This window comes from Candidatus Melainabacteria bacterium (assembly GCA_003963305.1).
Lineage (GTDB): Bacteria > Cyanobacteriota > Vampirovibrionia > Obscuribacterales > Obscuribacteraceae > PALSA-1081.
In genome coordinates, this window is the sequence record RXJR01000031.1 from 90,631 (window position 1) to 109,367 (window position 18,737).

Consider the following 18,737-nt stretch of genomic DNA (forward strand, 5'->3'; position numbering starts at 1 on the left):
TTCGGCTCGAGAGGTTCACAAACTCAAAATAATTATTGACCGAATGGTTCCAAACTGATATTCTGAGATTATAGACCAATCGGTTCCCAATAAAAACGAATGCGAGGAGAGTCGACAATGACACATGTCGAAAGTCCGCTAGATCATCATGCGGAGATGCTACCGCAGACAAACAAAGCGCTGCTCAATGCGGAAGGAAGTCTTGACTATGATGCACTCAAGGAATTGGTGATCAGTCTTGGTGCGGATGACGCAGGATTTGTCGACATTGACAGACAGTCCATGGTTCAACAGAAGCTGGAATTAGCAAATGTATTTCCTGAGGCTAAGTCCTTTATCAGCATAGTTGTCCGCATGAACCGAGAACCGATAAGAAGTCCAGCAAGATCAGTCGCGAATCTCGAATTCCACAATCAAGGCGAAGAGGTAAACGCGATCGCCAGACAAATAGTCGCGAAGCTGGAAAAAATCAGCGTCAGAGCTCTAAACCCTTCTATGGGATTTCCAATGGAGATGCAAAAATTTCCTGGAAAAGTGTGGGTGATATCACATAAACCCATAGCAGAAGCTGCGGGTCTCGGGAAAATGGGAATCAACAGAAACGTTATACATCCACGATTCGGCAACTTCATATTGCTGGGCACTATTGTCACTGACACTCCCATCAGCCGGTATGACAAGCCCATTGATTACAATCCATGCATTGACTGTAAGCTTTGCGTCGCAGTCTGTCCTGTAGGAGCGATAGCACCAACCGGAGAATTCGACTTTTCTGCGTGCTATACCCACAACTATCGCGAGTTCATGGGTGGCTTCAACGATTGGGTAGGAACAGTCGCCGACAGTCGTGGACGCAAAGACTATGAGTCTAAAGTAACTGCCGCAGAGTCAGTTTCAATGTGGCAGAGCCTGTCGTTCGGACCGAATTACAAAGCAGCGTACTGTATGTCGGTGTGCCCAGCTGGTGATGATGTTATCGGGCAGTTTCTAAACAGCCGAAAAGAGTTTCTTGGAGATGTAGTTAAACCACTGCAGAAAAAGGAAGAACCCATCTATGTGGTTCGTGATACCGATGCAGAAGAACACGTGAAGAAACGCTTTCCACACAAAACAGTTCGATTTGTCAACAACAGTCTGGTACCAAATTCGATTGAAACCTTCATCAGCGGCTTAAGATCGGTTTTTCAGAGAAAACGTGCCGGCGACATTGATATCAATTTGCATTTCACTTTCACTGGAAAGGAACCTGCCTGCGCTGGAATCAGGATTAACAAAGGGAAACTAACGGTAACTAAGATCCACGAAGGAACTGCTGATTTGAAAGTAACAGCTGATTCTAGTTTCTGGATTGACTTTTTGAATCATCGTCGTACCATCCCGATCGGCTTGCTCACAGGAAAGATTCGCATGACAGGTAATCCCATACATCTATTGAAGTTTCAAAAGTGTTTCCCCGTCTAAACTTTTTGATTGTTGACCAGGTGGTCCCCAACGCGTTATCCTCGAAGTCTGGTAAAGGAAGAGAATATGGCCAGACCTAGAGAATTTGATATGCACGAGGCGATGGAAGCTGCCATTTCCACATTCTGGGAGCGCGGCTACGAAGCCACCTCTATGGACGACCTTCTCAATGCCATGGGATTAACAAAAGGCAGTCTTTACAAGGCTTTTGGAGACAAGCACAATCTGTTTCTTCTGTCGCTCGAAGATTATCTTGATAGCCTTTTCGAAAAAATGAAAATTGCAGTGGAGTCTGATCGCAATCCAGAACGGGCGCTGATCTCCTTACTGGGCTTAATGGAAATTCTCTGTTGCAAACAAGACACACCTAAAGGTTGCTTCGCAGTTAACACCGTGGTAGAGCTTAGCCAGCGTGATGCAAAAGCAAGCGAAGTACTCAAGAAACATTTGATTAGAGTGGAAAAGCTTTTGTCCAAGCTGATCTCAAATGGTCAGTTAAGTGGTGTATTCAGATCAGACCTGTCCTCGGAACATCTGGCGGAAGCGCTTTTTGTTTACATCTTCGGTATGCTCGCTCAGTCGAGAGGAATTGTAAACCAGGCGAGAACAAAGCGACTATGTGCTTTCGCTCTAACCATGCTTAAATCGCATTGAACTCTCGAAAAGCCTGATCAAAAACTGTTGGCTGCTCCGTCCGCAATCCGAAAAGAAATATCCTGAATTGAAAACAGGGAATAGTTTAAGCATCAAAAAATGCTACAAATAACTAAACGGGAACCGAACGGCCGAGTTTGGAGTCTTCTGAAGCACCTTCTCATTCGCGGAACACAAAATGACTGACCTAGTTGTGCCAGAGCCCACCAAACAAACTCCAGAGAGTCGTTTCTTCAAACGCTACGAAGACGACGTAGACGAATTCGGTTTCCATCCGGCGAAATATAGAAACGTAGAGCGTTTTACGCACTTCCTTTACAAAAGCTGGTTCCAGGTGCAAGTTGCAGGGCTCGAAAACATCCCCGCAAAAGGCAACGCGGTGCTCTTCGGAAACCATTCCGGCGGACTTCCGCTAGACGGCTTTCTCCTTTATGACGGCATCATCAATTACCATCCTGAGCCACGCCGATTGCGTTTTCTGGTCTCTAAATTTCTGTTGAAGAATCCCGCCGTCGGCGATATTTTGCGCTCATTTGGATGTACTCCTGCTGACTATGAAGTCTCAACCAAGCTGTTGAAGAAGGAAGAACTTGTATTCTTTTATCCTGAAGCTGAAAAAGGGACCGGCAAACTGTACAAAAACAGGTACAAGTTAGAAGAATTCCACTCGGGTTTCGTTCGAGCCGCCATCGCTACGAGCTCGCCCTTAATTCCTGTAGTCACTATAGGCGGTGACGAAATATATCCAATTCTCGTTAACTGCAAACCGGTAGCAAAGTTGCTGAAGTGGCCATACTATCCCGTAACGCCGTTCTTTCCGTGGCTGCCGTTTCCTTTTGGATCAATTCCGCTGCCGGTAAAAATTATGGTGACCGTCTGGCCGTCATTTAAGCTCAAATACGCCCCCGAAGAATCGGAAAACGCGAACTTGATGACAGCCATCACCAACGATATCCGCAATGATCTTCAAAGCAAAGTGACTGACTTGCTCGACATGAGGGTTTCTCCATTCGCGAAATGGGACATAAACGAAGTAAACGCCTACATGAAGCAGGCGAAGACTTACTGGCCGCGAAGCGAAAAGCACTTTCAGCAACTATAAATCGCTGAGCTCTAGACGTTTACCATGCCACCATCGACGGCAATGATTTGACCGGTAACATACGACGCAGTAGGAGACGCTAGCCAGAGAACAAGGCTTGCAACTTCATCACACGTACCAACCCTTCCGGTCGGCACCATCTGTATAACCATTTGCTCTGTGCCTGGCTGACTATCAGCGTATCTTGTCCACATCTCTGTTTGAATCGGTCCCGGTGCCACAGCATTGATGCGAATTTTGTTGGCCGCGAATTCAGAGGCAAGAGACTTTGTCAAACCGTTAACGGCGTGCTTGCTGGCGACATAGCTGGAGGCAAGCGGAAATCCCATCTGACCAGCGACAGAAGACATATTGATGATTGCACCCTCGGATTTCTGGCTGAGCATCTGACGAATTTCACCCTGTAAACAGAGCCACATGCCGCGCACATTAATATCGAATATTTGATCGAATTTATCGACCTTTTGCTCGAGGAATGGAGTCATTGCTTCTTCGACACCGGCATTATTTACCGCAATATCAATGCGTCCAAACTTTTGAACAACAGCGTTAATAGATTTCTCTACGTCCGTCGCTTCCTTCACATCTGATTTTATGAAGATTGCAGTGCCACCCTGATCTTTTATTTTCGCCGCGACTCGTTCACCTTCTTCCGTCCTTCTTCCGGTAAAGGCGACGCTGGCACCATGCTTGGCAAACTGCACGGCAATCTCTTCTCCGATGCCTGATGTCGCCCCAGTAACAAAAACAACTTTGCCTTCAAACTCGTGCATACTGTCTCCTTATGTTACCTGATTACAAATTCCAAACTACCTGAGCAGCTCCACACCTCAGATCTGCACTCACATGCATGAAGTGCCAGGAATTATAGTCCAGAACCACTCTAATAACCAACCAGCCTATCTATCTAGCAATAGCTGAGGAGTAGTTCCACGCTTGAGGTTGAACCAACCATGTTGAGGAATTCACCATTTAGCAACGATTTTATGTGGGGCGCAGATACTGATTACAGGTTCCACATTTACTAAAACAACAATGAAAGATATTTCGCAAGAAAAAATGACAGCCTCGCGGCTGCCGGTTTCGCGCTTTGCGCATTCGTTTTTGCTAGCACTTCTGATTGCCCTTTTCTATGGAATCTCCGCTCACGGGGGGGCACTTGACTCCCCCACTTTGGGCGAGACCAAGAATGCTGCAACTCAAAGCGCAACAACACAAAATACAGCAAACCCGAGCCCGGCTACTCTGGTTGCTAGCGACGAATCTAAGGTCACCTCTTCAAAGACAGCTCAAGCTCCATTAACACCCCAACCTAACAGTATCGAAAGTCCGAAGCCGCAACGAAAGGATTCCCCTGACAGTCAATACACCGTGTACACGTACATCGTGGGGGGCCCGGGGCATTACTCAACACGCATTACCATTTTGGAAAAGCTCACGGAACAGAGCTTTCAGACAGTACCTTTCCCGGGTGGAATTTCCGAGGTGCAATGGTTGCCGAAATCAGCAAGCGTCGTGTACATGGCGCGTGCTCGTGCCGACTCACCAGTGCACTTGTATCTCGCCGACGCAAAGAGTCATCTAACTCGCGACTTAACGCCCTTCGCTGGTACCACCGTTCAACGTTACACGGTATCAACCACATCGCCCTCAGTTATTGCATATCTGGACTTAGAAAAAAGGGGGACATATCAACCAGTTCTGATTGACACCGCCAATGGTGCAACAGAACCTCTAAGCACTTCTAAATTACTCAACCAGGCGCTCGCCCGCATGAAACAGGTTACTACGGTGGAGTCAGCGCCGGAGCGGCAACAAAGGAATGTGGCGAGTTTCTCAGGAACCTCAGATCGAAGGGGTACACAAAAATTTTCTTCATACGGGTACTTTAATCCGGCACAAGATGGAATCCCTAGATTTACCGTTAGTGGTCAGGACAAATATAAAGACCGCTTGAAGGGACAGGCTGAGCAAAGAATTCTATTCCTGACTCCAACAGACAGACCCGGCGAACATCTTAAATCATTTACTGAAGAGGAGAAGAAAATCGTTGTTAGAACTTGGCAATGGGTTTGCGACACAGTGCCGGGATTAGCGCTTAGAGCGAGCCGTAATGACAGACTATGCCTAGCAAGAATTGATAAGGATGAGTTTTACAGCTCACTAGACGAGAAGAAAGAAGAATCTGCAGCGCAAGCACGCTTCAATGAAATAGTGCTGACTGACATATTTTTTTCTGCGACAGCGTTCAATCGCTGCCGAACGCTGGTGCACGAAGTAACACATGAGGCTGATGTCGGTTCACATCTTTCGCTTTCGCAACAATGGCTCACCTTTATTGACGAGAAAGTGCCAGAATTACAGGCAGCCTTGAAATTCAGCCGCAAGCATGGAATTGTTGCTCTGGATGATTATGGCGCAAAATATTTCGGTTTACCAAGTTTGTACGCAGCAGAGCAACCAGAGGAGTCTCTTGCTGAATGGACCACCGCCTACATATTCGGTTCAGTCACAACTCCACCGAACATTCGTCAATTTCTCGAACAAAAGATTCTCGACCCTGATTGCCAGGAAGCGAAATTCGAGGAAAAATTCATTCGTGCGGTCTACGATCAGGACATAGACAAGCTAAAGGAAGTAATCAGGGCAGACTCGGACTTCCTACAGGCCAGGTTTTACCTCGTCCGAACTTATCGAAATAAAAAAGATTACAAACAAGCCCTAGCAGTTTCAGATGAGCTGCTCAAAAAAATTGATAGTAGAAAGATTTACAGAATTAGCACAAATGCTAGAGCTTTTGCCTATTTCCAACATGGTGACACATTGTGCGGACTGAATCGGTATGGCGAAGCGCAGGTCTTTCTGAACAAAGCGATCGCGCTGGAGCCGCATAACGAGGAGTTCTTATCAGCGCAGAGATGGATGGACAATCATAGAAAGAACCCCGAGTCTCGGAAGAAAGCATGAACGTTCAGGCGAGGAAATAACAAGGATTGATCGGACTGCAACTAGAAGTACAAAGTAGAGGAGCAAGGGCACGCCCCTCATGACTACACTGTAGTCCAAATTTAGCCGCAGACCGCACAATGGCGTTGCAATTTTTCTTTCCTAGAAATTACACAAAAAATAAATTGGTTGGGACCAAATAGATAGCTTCAACGTCATATGCTGAGTAAGCTAATGCGAGCCGAAATTATCAAGCGGAGCGTCAATTGGCTGTCCCCACGCTTCCACTGGCAAAAGATTGGAGAGATCATGGTCACCATAACAACGAAAATGCGCCTGACGATGTGCGCACTGGGTATCTCGTTGGTCGCGGCAACGCAACCGTCTAACGCAAATCAATGGACGGATATGTTCAAAAATATGCTGATACCTCCATCCGCAAACACAACTACAACGAGCCCGTCAACCGACTCAATCACTGCGCGCGAAACACAATTAGCCAACCGAATCGTCGACGCAATCAATAACAATAAGCTCAGTCCCAGTGACACGCAAAACCTGAAAGTCCAATTAGACCAGCTCAAAGCGCTGGAAGCCAACTATCGAGCCCGCGGTCCTCTAGGCACAGTCGAAACCGCATCTATAAATGCAGAACTGACTAAAGTAGAAAACTCATTCAATCAAATGCTTAGCACTACTCCTGGTGCCAGCGTCCCAGTCTCGTCGGGTTCACGCCCGGGCGATGACTACCGCGGCGGTTATCCGAACAATGACTTCCGTAGCGGCGGACCAGGCAATAACTATCCAGGCAGCGGTTACTCAGGCAATGGTTACAATGGAGGCTATTCAGGCAGCGGTTACAACGGTGGTTTCTCGGGCAACGGCAGCTGGAACAAAGACGGCGATAGAAATGACGGCAGAAATTTTGATATCAGACAAGCAAACGTGCTGAAGCGCATTGATGAAAGAGCTGCCAACGGCAGACTAACCAGCGCTGAAGCTGAAGATTTGCGTTCTGACTATCGAAGATTGGAACAGCTTGAAGCCTCATATCGTGCCGACGGAAATTTAAGCCCTTACGAAATTGATGTATTACAACGCGGACTCGATTCAATCGTGCGCGAGCTGAAAGACAAATCAGATCCAATTGCCAGTCAGTATCCAGAAATCGATAGAAAACAAGCGGACCTCAAAAAGAGAATCGACGACGGCGTGGCAAAACGCTTGATCAAAGGTGGCGACGCACAACGACTGAACGATAACCTCAACTGGATCGCCTCGATCGAAGCGGGATTCCGTCAGTCCGGTGGACGCCTCGATAAAAACGAAGCAGACCGAATACTCGCCGATCTAGATCGTCTCAGTGCAAAGATCGACAGAGTCTCAATCAATCCGCTTCAGGATCTCGTAACTCGAAAAACCGATTTGCAGAAACGCATAAATGACAGCGCGTCGAGCGGCAAACTTTCACCCCGAGCATCGCGTGAACTGCTGCGAGATTTAGACAGAGTCAGCTATCCGCTGCAAAGTGCGACAACTGCTTTGCCACCAGATCTGGTTAATCGCATCTCAGCAGATCTCGATCGAATCAACACGCAACTTAACTCCTCCCTATCTTACAGCGGCAGCGGTATCGGCGGCAGCAACGGCAATGGGGTAGGCAACGGTTACGGAGGCAACAACGGCGGAGATTGGCACGGTCATGGTGGCCCAAGAGATTGGGGCAACCACTGAGAATCACTTGAAAGAAGTGAGAGTTAACGGCGTGGAACTCTACAACTGCGCTCGATCTTTTTCGCGCCTTTGAAAAAGTCCACACCATGCCAGCGGTACAATTTCCATCCCGTTAACTCTAATGCCGTGAAAAACAGTTTGTCGTAGCTCTATCAGATCGAAATTTGCGGCCTCGATTTCGGAAACAATTTCACTACCTCGCACGATAGGAGGCCCCTGTTCGGGGGGCGCGAGAGTATTAGCGTTTCCAGCTAGCACAAGGTAGTATCCTCCTTTAGCAACTGCACTTTCGAGCATTTTCTGGAAACCGGCAAGATTCACCTTCCGAATCACGTGATACGTTCCCCGGTCAAAGACGAATGGAAATGGCTGCCCAATATCACCGAGATTAGTAGCATCTGCCTCAATGAACCTTACATTAACACCGACTGCCTCAGATTTTTGCCGAGCGCGTTCGATTGCAGTCTTTGAAAGGTCAACTCCCGTCACGTCAAAGCCGTTCTGCGCCAGGTAGATTGCGTTCGTGCCCGTTCCGCACCCCAGCTCGAGGACTCGTCCGGGACTGATACCATTATCCGACAAAAAGTCTTTCAGGTGCTCAGACGGAACACCGCTATCCCACGGCGTATTCGACTCGACATACCGTTGTTCCCAATCACTTTCCATTACAAATCGTCGCCCCCAGTTAGATGCACTTCATCGGAATCACGGCAAAGAAGTGTACATTGTAATCTACAACCGGTGGAATCGGAACTTTCAAATCAGACGTTTATGAAAGAGCCAATCCTGGTTCCCTTTGACCAATGCTTAATTCGCAGATTCACTTTGAGGTTGTATTTCGTCGTCAACAGGGCAGATAATGTCAGGCAGACCTACATCCTCAGGCACCCAGCAAGATCCGACTCAGAGTTTCTGCTAAATCTTCATGCTGGTGCTAATAGATCGCAATCTGGAGCGCCCGTGCTTAACAACAGCTTCTCAAAGTTATCAGAGTTCTCAAAGTTATCACTGCTAACTTTCATCGTCGTTCTTACCGCAATCTCAGCAAACGCACCTGCGGTCACTATAGCAGCGCCGGCAAAATCAAAAGCAGACAAACAATCCACCACGCAAAGCGCGAACGTGGCAAAGTTTCGCCAACTAATCAATGACACCAGCCCAGAAAAAGCGGAAGAACAGATAGCAGCCTTCCTCAAAACAAGCGACGATGCAGCAGTACGCGAATTGCATGCGGACGTCCTGTACAAACTGGCGCGATATCACTATGCGATGGACGAATTGAAGCGAGCTATGCAGACAACTGGTGAGACCCCGGAAGATTCGCTTTTGATGGGAAAAATATGTCAGAACATGCATAAATCAAAGGAAGCAATTGAATGGTACAAAAAATTCATTGCTTCCAGTCCCAGCGATGAACGCACCGGGCAGTACGAAGCTTTGCAGCAGGCACTACAAAGTTCAGTGGCGGCCGAGGCAGAAAAGCACAGAAAAGTACAAGCTGAGGTCGGCAACTATTTGGCAGCAGTTACTCAAAACGCAATGATGCGATGGCCTTCGCCAGAAAACATCAAAGTGTACATAAAAGATGGAGCCGGGTTAGAAGGTTACAGACCTGAGCTTGAAGAAGCTCTGCGCCAGGCTTTCGATGAATGGTCTGAAGCAAGCAACGGAAAAGTCAATTTCTCATTCTTACAGTCACCTGAGAATGCCGACATGACAGTTACATGGACCAGCGACCTGCACGCTCCAGCCCTGAAGGCCGAGGCAGGTCTGGCTACGACATCTTACGGTCCTAATGGGTTGTCTAAGGCGGATATTCAATTGCTGACAGTCGACCCACTGAAAGATGGTCCTGTCGGAAAAAATATGCTGTACAACGTATGTCTTCACGAGATCGGGCATGCGCTTGGGCTGGAAGGGCACAGCCCCACCGAAGGTGACATCATGTATTCAACACTAATAGTGCAGCAGGGTCTATCCGATCGGGATATAAATACCCTACTGGCGCTCTACAACAGCGATCTCAAATCATCTACTGCACTATCAGACAAAGACGAATACGGACGCCCTCTGCCACCGTCCGTAATAGCAGAAAGACTGACGAACGTTGGCTCAGCAGCGGCAATGAGTGGCGATTTCGAAAAGGCGATTGAAAAATTGCAAGCAGCCCTGGCGATAAATCCCGATCAGGAATTGGCAAGAAAAAATCTCTCCGTAGCTGCAAACAATCTAGCAATAGCAAATAACACCGAGCCCGAAAAGGCTCTATCACTTCTCCGCCTGGCACTTTACTGGGATCCTAAAAATGATGCATCGCGAAGTAACTTGAACGCCGCTCTGCAAAATCAAGGCAAAGATCCAAAGTCGTTCAAGACTCGCGTAGAGTGTGCTGAATCATGTCAATCACACAAAGATTTCAAAGGCGCGATTGTCGAATACAGCGAGGCACTGTCCATAAAGTCAGACGAGATTGTAGCAAGCAAACTGAAACAGCTAAAAGCATCTGAAGGTAAACCAAAAACAAAATCCATCTAAATCGCCGTTAAATAGATCGGAGCAAACAGCCCAGGTCAATGACCGGAATTCTTGTTCATAGCCACCTATTCCAAAAGTCCGACACGATCTTAAATGCCTCTGAAAACTCGCCGGGCGAGTTTACCAAAGCGAAGAAATAAGATAAGCTCAGCATTAAGAATCCAGAAACGCCTCCCGCCTCCGGGTCGTTGGCGCACGTCGACAAAGGAAAACCTACATGAGCATGAGAATTTCAACGACCAGAAGCAGATTCGGCTATCTTTGGGCGTTCGCCATCTTTGCCCTGGTCGCCTGTTCTTGCGCACCAGCGCACGCTACAACGGTCACGAACGTGAAATTCTATGGAGCCGTCGGTGACGGAGTTCATGACGATTCAGACGCCATATACACAGCCTGTCGCTACATTCAAACTCTAACCTATAAGAACCATGATGCTGCAAATGCCGTCTACTTTCCCAAGGGGAAATACAGAATCGGAAAGGGGCATCCAAAAATCGCAATCGATAGCTATACCTTGAAAGGCGAAAAAGATGCAGAAATTAATCTCGAAGATCCAAATGCTGAAATTGACATCAACGGTAGAAACGCTCAGCTCCTAAATGTCACGATTAACAACACTGGCACCCAGAAAATATCCGGAGTTAATTTCACGGCTACGATAAATGCATTGATATCCGGCATCACATTGAATGGCTGGGACACTGCTCTCAACGTAACTTCCAGCACCGGACTGGGAATCCAATATATAACCGTAAATATTCCAAGTGGAAGCATGGCAGTCCAAGTTCGAAATCAATCATCAGTAAATTTCTCATTCTGCAACTTTAATGGCTCCGGCTCGGGCTGGGCGATCAGATATAACCCGCTAAAAAATACAATCACGGCCGACCAATGTTCATTCAATAATGTCTACTATGGCGCGTTGGGATACAACAACTCGGGTATCACTCCTAAGCCCGGAAGCCTGACGATGACGAACAGCAAATTCGATCACTGTTACGCTAGTGCAGAAGGCGACTACCTGAACACCTTTGTGTTCAACAACAATGTAGTGACCAACACGTTATATGGCACATGGGTGCACAACACAAAGACATCGACTATCCAAAACAATCAGATTGTTGCACCAGCGTATTACGGCATCTATATAGAAAGGTCAGGCGGTTACACGATCGCCGGTTCAAGCTCAACCATCTCGGGCAACTCGATCACAAATGTCGGCTCCGGCTACTATGGAATCTACGTTCAAGGTTCGAATGTAACTATCAGCGACAACACGCTGACCGGCAACAACGCGATGTATGGAATCTTTGCCTACAATCTGGCTCTTAACGGAAACAACATTGTTTTCAAAAACAATAAAATCAGCAACTTCAGCTACGGCATCTCGAGCGAGTACTGTCACGATACGCAAAGCATCAACAACACGATAAGCGGCATGCAAAATAATGCCATCTACTCGTATCACGATACGCAACTGACTGCGGATGGAAATAAGCTTAGCAATTGCGGACTCGCGTCTGGCGCTTATTCAGTCATCTATGTCATCGGCGCAGACAGCACCACGAGCGGTCAGAATTACACAGTCAAGAACAACTCATATACTGCTGCTGATACATCCAATCTCAACTACTATATTTACGTCGATGCAGCCAACAATGCTGACGTACACTACTCAAACAATACGACAAACACGCTGCTCTCAAACTATCCTTAGTCACAGGATCTAACTCAAACAAGAAAAGAAATACCAGGTTTTCAATTATCCGCAGCGTATTCCTCAGTGCACAAGGCCTCAGTGCACAAGGAATATAGAGCAAGGATATATCCGGTCTTCGGTAACTAAATTGAAAACACAACCAGGTAAGGTGTTTGACTGCAAAATTTGCAGCTGATACTATTGTAATAACGCATGCGGAATTGCGAAATTGCGAAAGTACGCAATTAGCTCCCAGATACAGTGCTAATGCCTCTTTCTGCTTTGCGCAATTCTGCTGCATCAATGGAATCCGCACTGGCGCCTGCCAAAACACTGGCAGAAGAATTAACACGAAGATTGAGGAACGAGAATGAACAACACAAAAAAGAAGGCAAAAGTTGTAAAAATTGCCCCGAAGCCGAGCACATTAACAGTTGAGAAACCGCAGCCTACATCCGTAGCGGCCCTCGCATACCAGTACTGGGTAGAAGCAGGATACCAGGGCGACGACCTAACTCATTGGCTCCGAGCGGAACAACAGCTCAACAATCAAAATTAAGATGGTGTATAACGGGAAACCACTGCCCTTATTTAGCACCAAATAGTTTTGAGAAAAAGCCTGCTGGTTTCGAGCGCGCCGGTCTGTCAGAGACACTGACGCTCAGGATACGTCCCTTAAAAGGTCGTTTGTCCAAAACAGGAATTAAGTCTTCCCGTTTAGCCGGATCGACCATAGTGACAAAGGCAAATCCCTTGCATCGGCCGCTCTTATCAGCAAGCAGCTCTACATTACTGACTTTTCCAACCGCTTCAAAGAAAGAAACAAGCTCTTCTTCGGTTGTATCTAAAGGCAAATTTCCTACCAGCATCCTTCCAGCCTCACGTTTGCATAGTTGCGAAATTGCGCAACTTGCATACAAGTATAAATTCTCCCCCCCAATATCGTCAATAAGTTGGAAAGGCAGCCTGCAACACAAAGCAACAGCGACTAAGCCGGCCAACAAGGAATCTACCCCATGAAGCATAATCTCGAAAAGCCGGAATCCTCGTTTGTTGATGTTGAAGCGCTTGCCCAACACTCTTCCAGCCGAATTCGAACGATATTAGCTTCAAGCTCAACTACACCGCCCGCAGTACTACGCCTCCTCGCAACAGACAAAAACAGCAGCGTTATGTTAGCGGTGGCGCTGAACCCAGCATGCCCGTTAGATGTGCTTGAAATGCTGTCCAGAAGTTCAGACAGATCGACCAGGTTGGGTTTAGCGAATCAGCTAGACGTCTGTGATGAAATACTGAGTGCTCTAGTTACCCATCGAAATCCTTACCTGGCAAGTCAATCAAAACAGGCCCTCGAAGCGCGGGCATTCGAGCAAAAACTGCGAAACGGCAATGTGCGTTGCGTAAAGGGCAACAAATATAAGTTGGGAGAACTGCTTGTCGGAGCTCGGCAGTTAAGTTCTGAAGATCTTGAGATTGCGCTCAAGCTGAGTCAAGAGCATAAACTATTACTTGGTCGGGTGCTTATGCAAACAGGAATGGTGTCGCCGACAGTGCTACACAATGCACTGAAATTCCAAATGCTTCTGCGCACCGGCGAGATAGAATTTTCGGGCTCGTACGAAATGATTGAAGGCGACGAATAAAGCGCCAGAGATTTTGAATAAAAGGGACCGAACTTCCATTCGGTCCCTTTTTTGACGAACTGAGCTGTCGCGATTACTTCATCTGCGCGGCGCCAGCTGCCTGAGCAGCGGCTTGCACAGCAGCGTTGGTTGCGACCGCGTTGCAGTTAACAGTTGTACCCGAAGGGTTGACGTTGAACTGCCCAGTCGATACAGCAAAAGGTCCTTGATTAACATTAAGCGCGAAGCCGCTTGTAAAAGTTTGAGCGATACCAGCGTTCGAATTCAAGTTAACCAATAATGGTGCAATTGCCTTTAACTGAAAGTTTGAAGACTGAGTGTTTGGAAACGCAGGCTGGTTAGCAAGATTGCCAATCAGGTTGATCAAGCTACCGCGCTGCGCAAACAAGTCTGTGTTTACATATGCAGTCAAATTGAGCTGTTTGCCTTTGACCAATTTATTGTTGAACAAAAGCGAGCCGTCGAGAGCACTCAGAGGCAAAATGCTCAAACCTGTTCTCGTAACATTTGGAGTGGCATTTCGAACAAATGTGTATTCAACAGCGACAAAGCCAAATGGAATTCCTGGCTGTGGATTCAACGTGATGTTGAATCGTGCATTCCCCTGAGGCAAGCTGGTCAACCCAGGTATATCGAGCAAATCAACAAAACCAGGTTGAACAATGATACCACCTGCAACACCAACTTCGGCCGAAGAAAGCAGTGGCAGACCTGGTGTTGAAACGAATCCAGACTTAGTTTCGTCATCACCGCAGTATGCAGGCAAAAGGATCGGACTGTTTTGAACGACCACGCCCTGATGTGCAGCGAATGCACCACTGCTAGCGCCGGCGAACGATAGCAGCAGCGCTAAGAATAATGCAAAGTACTTTGACAATTTCATGTATTTCTCCCTTATACAACGTAACGCGGATCCGCATAACGAATTTGTCAGCAGGTAAGACTCCCGTCAATTAAGCCAAGTGATTGTAGCAGCAAAATCTACAGCCAGCAGAATGAAAGAATTCTGAAAGCTTGATGAAACGCGCAGCTCCAATGTCGGCTATATTCAACTCGAACCCAATAAAATTAAAGAACAATGTCGGCTATATTCGACACAAGCAAGCCGACTATATCAGGAGAAATTTGAAATTCGCATCAACAAATTTCCAGTTGGATTACGAAAGACACTGCGATCCATCGCGACTAAATACCGCCTGTCCTGCTCTCGAAACGCTAGTCACTTCGCCGCAATTTCCTTTGTCAATTCTCACGCCTTCAGGAGTCGTGTAAGAACTAGTGCCGTCCGGTTTACCATCGGGACCCATGTTGGGCACAAATTTGTCTTTAAGTTCATCACCCGATTCATGCGAAGTCGGCCGTCCATCATTTTTCAAAACGCCGATACCTTTGAGCTGCCCATCCGGACCGATCTCAACATCTGTCACACTGCCGAAATCTGCCACTGTCGCCCTCGCGCTACCATCAGGGAAATCAGTACGCTGCCCGCTGAATTTCGAACCTTCTCTGGTACTGTCAGTTGTCACACCATCATTTCTCTGCGCAAAGTCTGAACCGGTTTTAGTACCCGCAAAAGTAATGAAGTCTGCGCCTATCGTGGCATCAGAGGTACCGCCAATGCCAGCTGAAAAGCTGGCGAATTCACGCGACGCCGCGGTAATTCCACCCGGAGCATTTTGAACGCTGATTTCAGCCCAGACATTCCGCTGTGCACCATCTGAGACGCTGGACACACCACCGTCAAAATTACCCGACTCTGCGTGCTCTGCAGTCATATAAGCTCCAGTTGATGGCGACAGAGGAATCTTATACTTGTAAAGTGACAGCTGGGTTACAGGAGCAATTACTTCTGAGATCCATAAACCAGAAATGTTCGGTCTTTGATATCTCCCGATGAAAGGAAAAATCGTAAAGTACCTGGAGATTCCAGCGCATCATCATTAGTCTTATAGAATTTGAAAAGACTTAGCTGATCGCATATTTGACGTTCTAGCTGCGGCTCGGCAAAAACAACGACCAGATTGCACTTCTTCAAATTGACATCCAACAATAATCTCGCGATTGCGTTGGCGATAGCGCCCGCACTCTTGTTTGCATCATCCGATGGTGGCACAACAATCGCGCCCTGCCAACCGGGTCCGATTTCCAGCTTTGAAAACATGCGGCAACCAATCGGTGTTGCGCCGTGATACCAGAGATCTTCGTAATGCATCTGCTCTAACGATTTAGGATTAAACCTGGCGGCAACTCTGTATTTGACAGTCATGTTCAGACCAGGGGAAAGTCCTGAAGTCGGATAGTTCAAAAAATTCGGAATACTCTTCGGATAAAGATAAATCGCCCAATCGTAGCGTGAGCTTATCCAACCATCGTCCACGAAGTTGAGGCTTTGTTCCGCAAATGCTGACCTACCGCACAACAACGTGCAAGTGACGGCTGAAACTAGCGCACACAGCAACGAGCGCGAGAATCCGATTCGTTTTGGCAGCTTGAGATTCACCTTAGGCCCAGACAGTTAACAACAACACAATTATCGCTGATGCCGGGGAAATTTCGACATTAGAACGACCACTCTGCCTGCGAGCGCCTCAAACCAGAAGGCGCATATGGACAAACCAATGGAGGCGGTTATTGCTGAAGCCCAAACATGGATAATCAATTCGCCACTGCCCTTGAAAGTTCGATCAAGGAAATCCAGGGCAAACAACAAACTTGAACCAGCCAGAGCACAAAGAAAGTTTACAGCCAGATACACGTAGAGAAACTTCCGAAACTTGCCTGGCTGAAAGGAAAAAATGATCACGGTCGGCGCCAGCAACAATCCGAACATTGCCAGCGGGAAATACCAGAGAACACTGCTAAAGGCAACTAGTGGAACGATTGAAGCGACAATAAGCAGGTTAATAGCGAGCAATTTTGCAGCGAGAACTTCATCAGCCGTGAGGCTCCACCGAGTTTCAGGATCAAGCCAGATAATCAGATTGAAAATTGGATTTGCCAGGAAAAATGCAAACAGCGCAAAGAGTGTAAACAACACAACAGGCATGATCAACGCCAGGCTCAAGGCCTGGCAAACAGGGTTCGGAATTTTATGCAAATATGCCACTGCAAATGGTGCGCCGCCAATCAAAAAAAGCGGCACCAGGTTTACAGAACCATCAGCGCTCATAAACTTGAGAAGAAATCGATAGATGGCATGCTTAGCCCGCATTGCCGCCAGAAGACCGCTGCGAGCACTGGCCGAACCGGGATCAAGGCGCAAAGCTTCTGCGTAAAACGCTCGTGCCTCCTGAGACTTGCCGCCCTCCAGCGCAAACCACGCGCGCATTTCGTGTGATTCGGAGTCGTTTGGATCAAGTGCCAGAGCTTCACCCAATGCGGCAAAAGCCTCCGCTTTACAGTTCAGGGCGAGCAAGACACGCACCTTCATCTGCATACACTGTGCATCTGCAGGATCGCACTTGAGACCATTTTCTGCACAGTCAAGCGCAGACTGCGCATGGTTGGGCAAAATCTTAGAGGCCAGGCACAGATGCAAATACGCTTTGAACCCCCAGTACTCAGGAGCATCGGGGTCAAGTCGCAAGGCTTCTGTGATAGCCGGCATAGCAAGCCACGTGCGATGAGATTTGGCGTAACAGATTGCCAGGACATAGTGCCCATACGACAGTTCGGGATCTAATTCCAACGCTTTGACAGCGAACTGCAGCGCGTCTTTATGCTTCCCCATGCTGATTTTGCACATGGCTATCATTGTGTGCGCCAGAGCATTATCAGGATTCTCTTTCAGTTCCGAAAAAAATTCCTGCTCAGCACGCGCAAACATGCGCAACTGGAAAAGAACTAATCCGCGCTCTAAAAATGATGCTGACAATTTATTCTGTTGCCGGTTCCTTTTGCTCCTGACTCGAATCCGGGATGTGTCCAGAACGCAAATATGTCATCAAGGCGCCCGGTGAGCTAAAGACGCCTTCTCTATAAAAATGCGGTTGTGGGTTAGTCGAATAGAAATTAGCGTCCCAGTAGCCTTCAGCCTGCAAACTTTCCTTTGATGCATCGATGGCGTGAGCTCGAGTCCAGCTACCGTGTGCGTATAGAGGAGTGCTATCGAGAGTCAAATCGCCGTCCATGATTTGCGTGTCCTGAAGCAGCGGATTATCGTGAATCTTTACCAGATGAATCTTGTTAGGTGGGCTCAACTTACCGACCAATTCGAAGTCTCCGAATTCATCAGTTCCTCTTCCGTGAAGATCGAAATAATGCTGTTGCACGTTAGTAAAACGAATATTATGCGGACCACCCGGTGAGTCACTGACATCGTTAACAACCCAGTCACCGGCTAACTGCGGCGGATTCAAAGGCGAAAACTGCAGCTGATCGCTCACACTGAATAGTGGCGCACAAATTTGCGTAAAAACTACTAGACCAAGAAAAACGGAAGAAACAAGAAACATAAGTCGGTTCTGATTCTGACGACCAGTTTCGAACAACTGCGCCGTGCGGCGAAGAAACGATTTGCCGCCAGCTTTGTCGGCAAATTCCGAGACTGGAACTAATTTGGGAAAGATCTCGAGCCCGGCTCGGATACTATTAGCCTCTGAATCCGGGTTCAAATTGGGAACGATTTCCAACCCGGCTCGCACACAATTCGCGTCTGAGCCAGAGTTCAAACCAGGAACCCTGTTCGAAATAGGTACGACGTTCAGGCTCGGAGTCGTATTTGAGATGGATACAGCAGCGTTCAGGCTCGGACTCGTATTTGAGATGGATACAGCAGCGTTCAGGCTCGGAGTTTTATTCGAGACATATACAGCAGCTTTCAGGCTCGGACGGCAAGCGTCGGAAACCCCAGACTCTGGTCTTAGAGTCTGCTCAATGCGAGCGAACAATTTCGCTACCTTCTCCAACAGGGAACTCCGACTAGTAAATTAGTTCTAGATCAACGGATTTACCTTGACCTGTC

17 protein-coding genes are annotated in these 18,737 nt (G+C 47.6%); 9 read left to right on the top strand and 8 right to left on the bottom strand.

Going from position 1 to position 18,737, the window contains the following annotated elements; all coding sequences use genetic code 11:
* Positions 1–156: 156 nt before the first annotated feature.
* The 3 genes from EKK48_27115 (at position 157) to EKK48_27125 (ending at position 3,217) form a co-directional block, all read left to right on the top strand.
* Positions 157–1,461, top strand: coding sequence for a 4Fe-4S ferredoxin (locus tag EKK48_27115; protein RTL36176.1), 1,305 nt, complete (start codon positions 157–159; stop codon positions 1,459–1,461).
* A gap of 66 nt (positions 1,462–1,527) precedes the next feature.
* Positions 1,528–2,115 carry a TetR/AcrR family transcriptional regulator gene (locus tag EKK48_27120; protein ID RTL36028.1) on the top strand — a complete coding sequence of 196 codons (588 nt, stop codon included), beginning with the start codon at positions 1,528–1,530 and terminating at the stop codon, positions 2,113–2,115.
* A 178-nt stretch (positions 2,116–2,293) separates the two neighbouring features.
* Positions 2,294–3,217, top strand: a complete 924-nt coding sequence (locus EKK48_27125) for a hypothetical protein (protein RTL36029.1) — start codon at positions 2,294–2,296, stop codon at positions 3,215–3,217.
* 11 nt (positions 3,218–3,228) lie between these two features.
* Here the strand turns inward: EKK48_27125 and EKK48_27130 are convergent, their stop codons facing one another.
* A complete protein-coding gene (locus tag EKK48_27130) occupies positions 3,229–3,990 on the bottom strand; it encodes a glucose 1-dehydrogenase (protein ID RTL36030.1) in 762 nt (253 codons plus the stop codon).
* A gap of 721 nt (positions 3,991–4,711) precedes the next feature.
* Between EKK48_27130 and EKK48_27135 the strand changes: the two genes are divergently transcribed.
* Both EKK48_27135 and EKK48_27140 read left to right on the top strand, forming a co-directional pair.
* Entirely contained in the window at positions 4,712–6,184 is a 1,473-nt protein-coding gene (locus tag EKK48_27135; protein RTL36031.1) for a hypothetical protein, read from the top strand.
* Positions 6,185–6,472: 288 nt separating this feature from the next.
* Positions 6,473–7,897, top strand: coding sequence for a hypothetical protein (locus tag EKK48_27140; GenBank protein ID RTL36032.1), 1,425 nt, complete (start codon positions 6,473–6,475; stop codon positions 7,895–7,897).
* Positions 7,898–7,936: 39 nt separating this feature from the next.
* Here the strand turns inward: EKK48_27140 and EKK48_27145 are convergent, their stop codons facing one another.
* Positions 7,937–8,563 carry a class I SAM-dependent methyltransferase gene (locus tag EKK48_27145; protein RTL36033.1) on the bottom strand — a complete coding sequence of 209 codons (627 nt, stop codon included), beginning with the start codon at positions 8,561–8,563 and terminating at the stop codon, positions 7,937–7,939.
* Between the two features lie 105 nt (positions 8,564–8,668).
* On the opposite strand from EKK48_27145, the gene EKK48_27150 reads away from it, so the two are divergent.
* The 3 genes from EKK48_27150 (at position 8,669) to EKK48_27160 (ending at position 12,690) form a co-directional block, all read left to right on the top strand.
* Positions 8,669–10,432: a matrixin family metalloprotease gene (locus EKK48_27150; GenBank protein RTL36034.1), complete on the top strand. Its 1,764-nt coding sequence runs from the start codon at positions 8,669–8,671 to the stop codon at positions 10,430–10,432.
* Between the two features lie 217 nt (positions 10,433–10,649).
* The gene (locus EKK48_27155) at positions 10,650–12,149 is read left to right on the top strand and encodes a hypothetical protein (GenBank protein ID RTL36035.1); all 1,500 of its coding nucleotides are present in this window, start codon (positions 10,650–10,652) and stop codon (positions 12,147–12,149) included.
* Between the two features lie 352 nt (positions 12,150–12,501).
* Complete coding sequence (locus EKK48_27160) at positions 12,502–12,690, top strand: DUF2934 domain-containing protein (protein ID RTL36036.1); 189 nt, start codon at positions 12,502–12,504, stop codon at positions 12,688–12,690.
* Between the two features lie 28 nt (positions 12,691–12,718).
* Here EKK48_27160 and EKK48_27165 read toward each other — a convergent pair whose 3' ends face one another.
* Positions 12,719–13,207 (bottom strand): hypothetical protein, encoded by a 489-nt coding sequence (locus tag EKK48_27165; GenBank protein ID RTL36037.1) that lies wholly within the window; start codon positions 13,205–13,207, stop codon positions 12,719–12,721.
* A 144-nt stretch (positions 13,208–13,351) separates the two neighbouring features.
* Between EKK48_27165 and EKK48_27170 the strand changes: the two genes are divergently transcribed.
* Positions 13,352–13,774 carry a hypothetical protein gene (locus EKK48_27170; protein RTL36038.1) on the top strand — a complete coding sequence of 141 codons (423 nt, stop codon included), beginning with the start codon at positions 13,352–13,354 and terminating at the stop codon, positions 13,772–13,774.
* A 73-nt stretch (positions 13,775–13,847) separates the two neighbouring features.
* Here the strand turns inward: EKK48_27170 and EKK48_27175 are convergent, their stop codons facing one another.
* The 5 genes from EKK48_27175 to EKK48_27195 all read right to left on the bottom strand — a co-directional run bounded on the left by EKK48_27175 (position 13,848) and on the right by EKK48_27195 (position 18,681).
* Positions 13,848–14,657, bottom strand: coding sequence for a hypothetical protein (locus EKK48_27175; protein RTL36039.1), 810 nt, complete (start codon positions 14,655–14,657; stop codon positions 13,848–13,850).
* Positions 14,658–14,931: 274 nt separating this feature from the next.
* Positions 14,932–15,549, bottom strand: coding sequence for a hypothetical protein (locus EKK48_27180; GenBank protein ID RTL36040.1), 618 nt, complete (start codon positions 15,547–15,549; stop codon positions 14,932–14,934).
* A gap of 68 nt (positions 15,550–15,617) precedes the next feature.
* Positions 15,618–16,151, bottom strand: coding sequence for a hypothetical protein (locus EKK48_27185; protein RTL36041.1), 534 nt, complete (start codon positions 16,149–16,151; stop codon positions 15,618–15,620).
* Positions 16,152–16,304: 153 nt separating this feature from the next.
* On the bottom strand, positions 16,305–17,648 hold the full coding sequence (locus tag EKK48_27190) for a tetratricopeptide repeat protein (protein RTL36042.1): 1,344 nt from the start codon (positions 17,646–17,648) through the stop codon (positions 16,305–16,307).
* A 1-nt stretch (position 17,649) separates the two neighbouring features.
* Positions 17,650–18,681, bottom strand: coding sequence for a hypothetical protein (locus EKK48_27195; GenBank protein ID RTL36043.1), 1,032 nt, complete (start codon positions 18,679–18,681; stop codon positions 17,650–17,652).
* Between the last annotated feature and the right edge of the window lie 56 nt (positions 18,682–18,737).

Excerpts from the sequence above, each read along its gene's own strand:
- EKK48_27130 (RTL36030.1), bottom strand. The coding sequence starts at position 3,990 with ATGCACGAGTTTGAAGGCAAAGTTGTTTTTGTTACTGGGGCGACATCA.
- EKK48_27140 (RTL36032.1), top strand. The coding sequence starts at position 6,473 with ATGGTCACCATAACAACGAAAATGCGCCTGACGATGTGCGCACTGGGT.
- EKK48_27155 (RTL36035.1), top strand. The coding sequence starts at position 10,650 with ATGAGCATGAGAATTTCAACGACCAGAAGCAGATTCGGCTATCTTTGG.
- EKK48_27115 (RTL36176.1), top strand. The coding sequence starts at position 157 with ATGCTACCGCAGACAAACAAAGCGCTGCTCAATGCGGAAGGAAGTCTT.
- EKK48_27120 (RTL36028.1), top strand. The coding sequence starts at position 1,528 with ATGGCCAGACCTAGAGAATTTGATATGCACGAGGCGATGGAAGCTGCC.
- EKK48_27170 (RTL36038.1), top strand. The coding sequence starts at position 13,352 with ATGCTGTCCAGAAGTTCAGACAGATCGACCAGGTTGGGTTTAGCGAAT.
- EKK48_27160 (RTL36036.1), top strand. The coding sequence starts at position 12,502 with ATGAACAACACAAAAAAGAAGGCAAAAGTTGTAAAAATTGCCCCGAAG.
- EKK48_27150 (RTL36034.1), top strand. The coding sequence starts at position 8,669 with ATGAAAGAGCCAATCCTGGTTCCCTTTGACCAATGCTTAATTCGCAGA.
- EKK48_27175 (RTL36039.1), bottom strand. The coding sequence starts at position 14,657 with ATGAAATTGTCAAAGTACTTTGCATTATTCTTAGCGCTGCTGCTATCG.
- EKK48_27125 (RTL36029.1), top strand. The coding sequence starts at position 2,294 with ATGACTGACCTAGTTGTGCCAGAGCCCACCAAACAAACTCCAGAGAGT.
- EKK48_27180 (RTL36040.1), bottom strand. The coding sequence starts at position 15,549 with ATGACTGCAGAGCACGCAGAGTCGGGTAATTTTGACGGTGGTGTGTCC.
- EKK48_27145 (RTL36033.1), bottom strand. The coding sequence starts at position 8,563 with ATGGAAAGTGATTGGGAACAACGGTATGTCGAGTCGAATACGCCGTGG.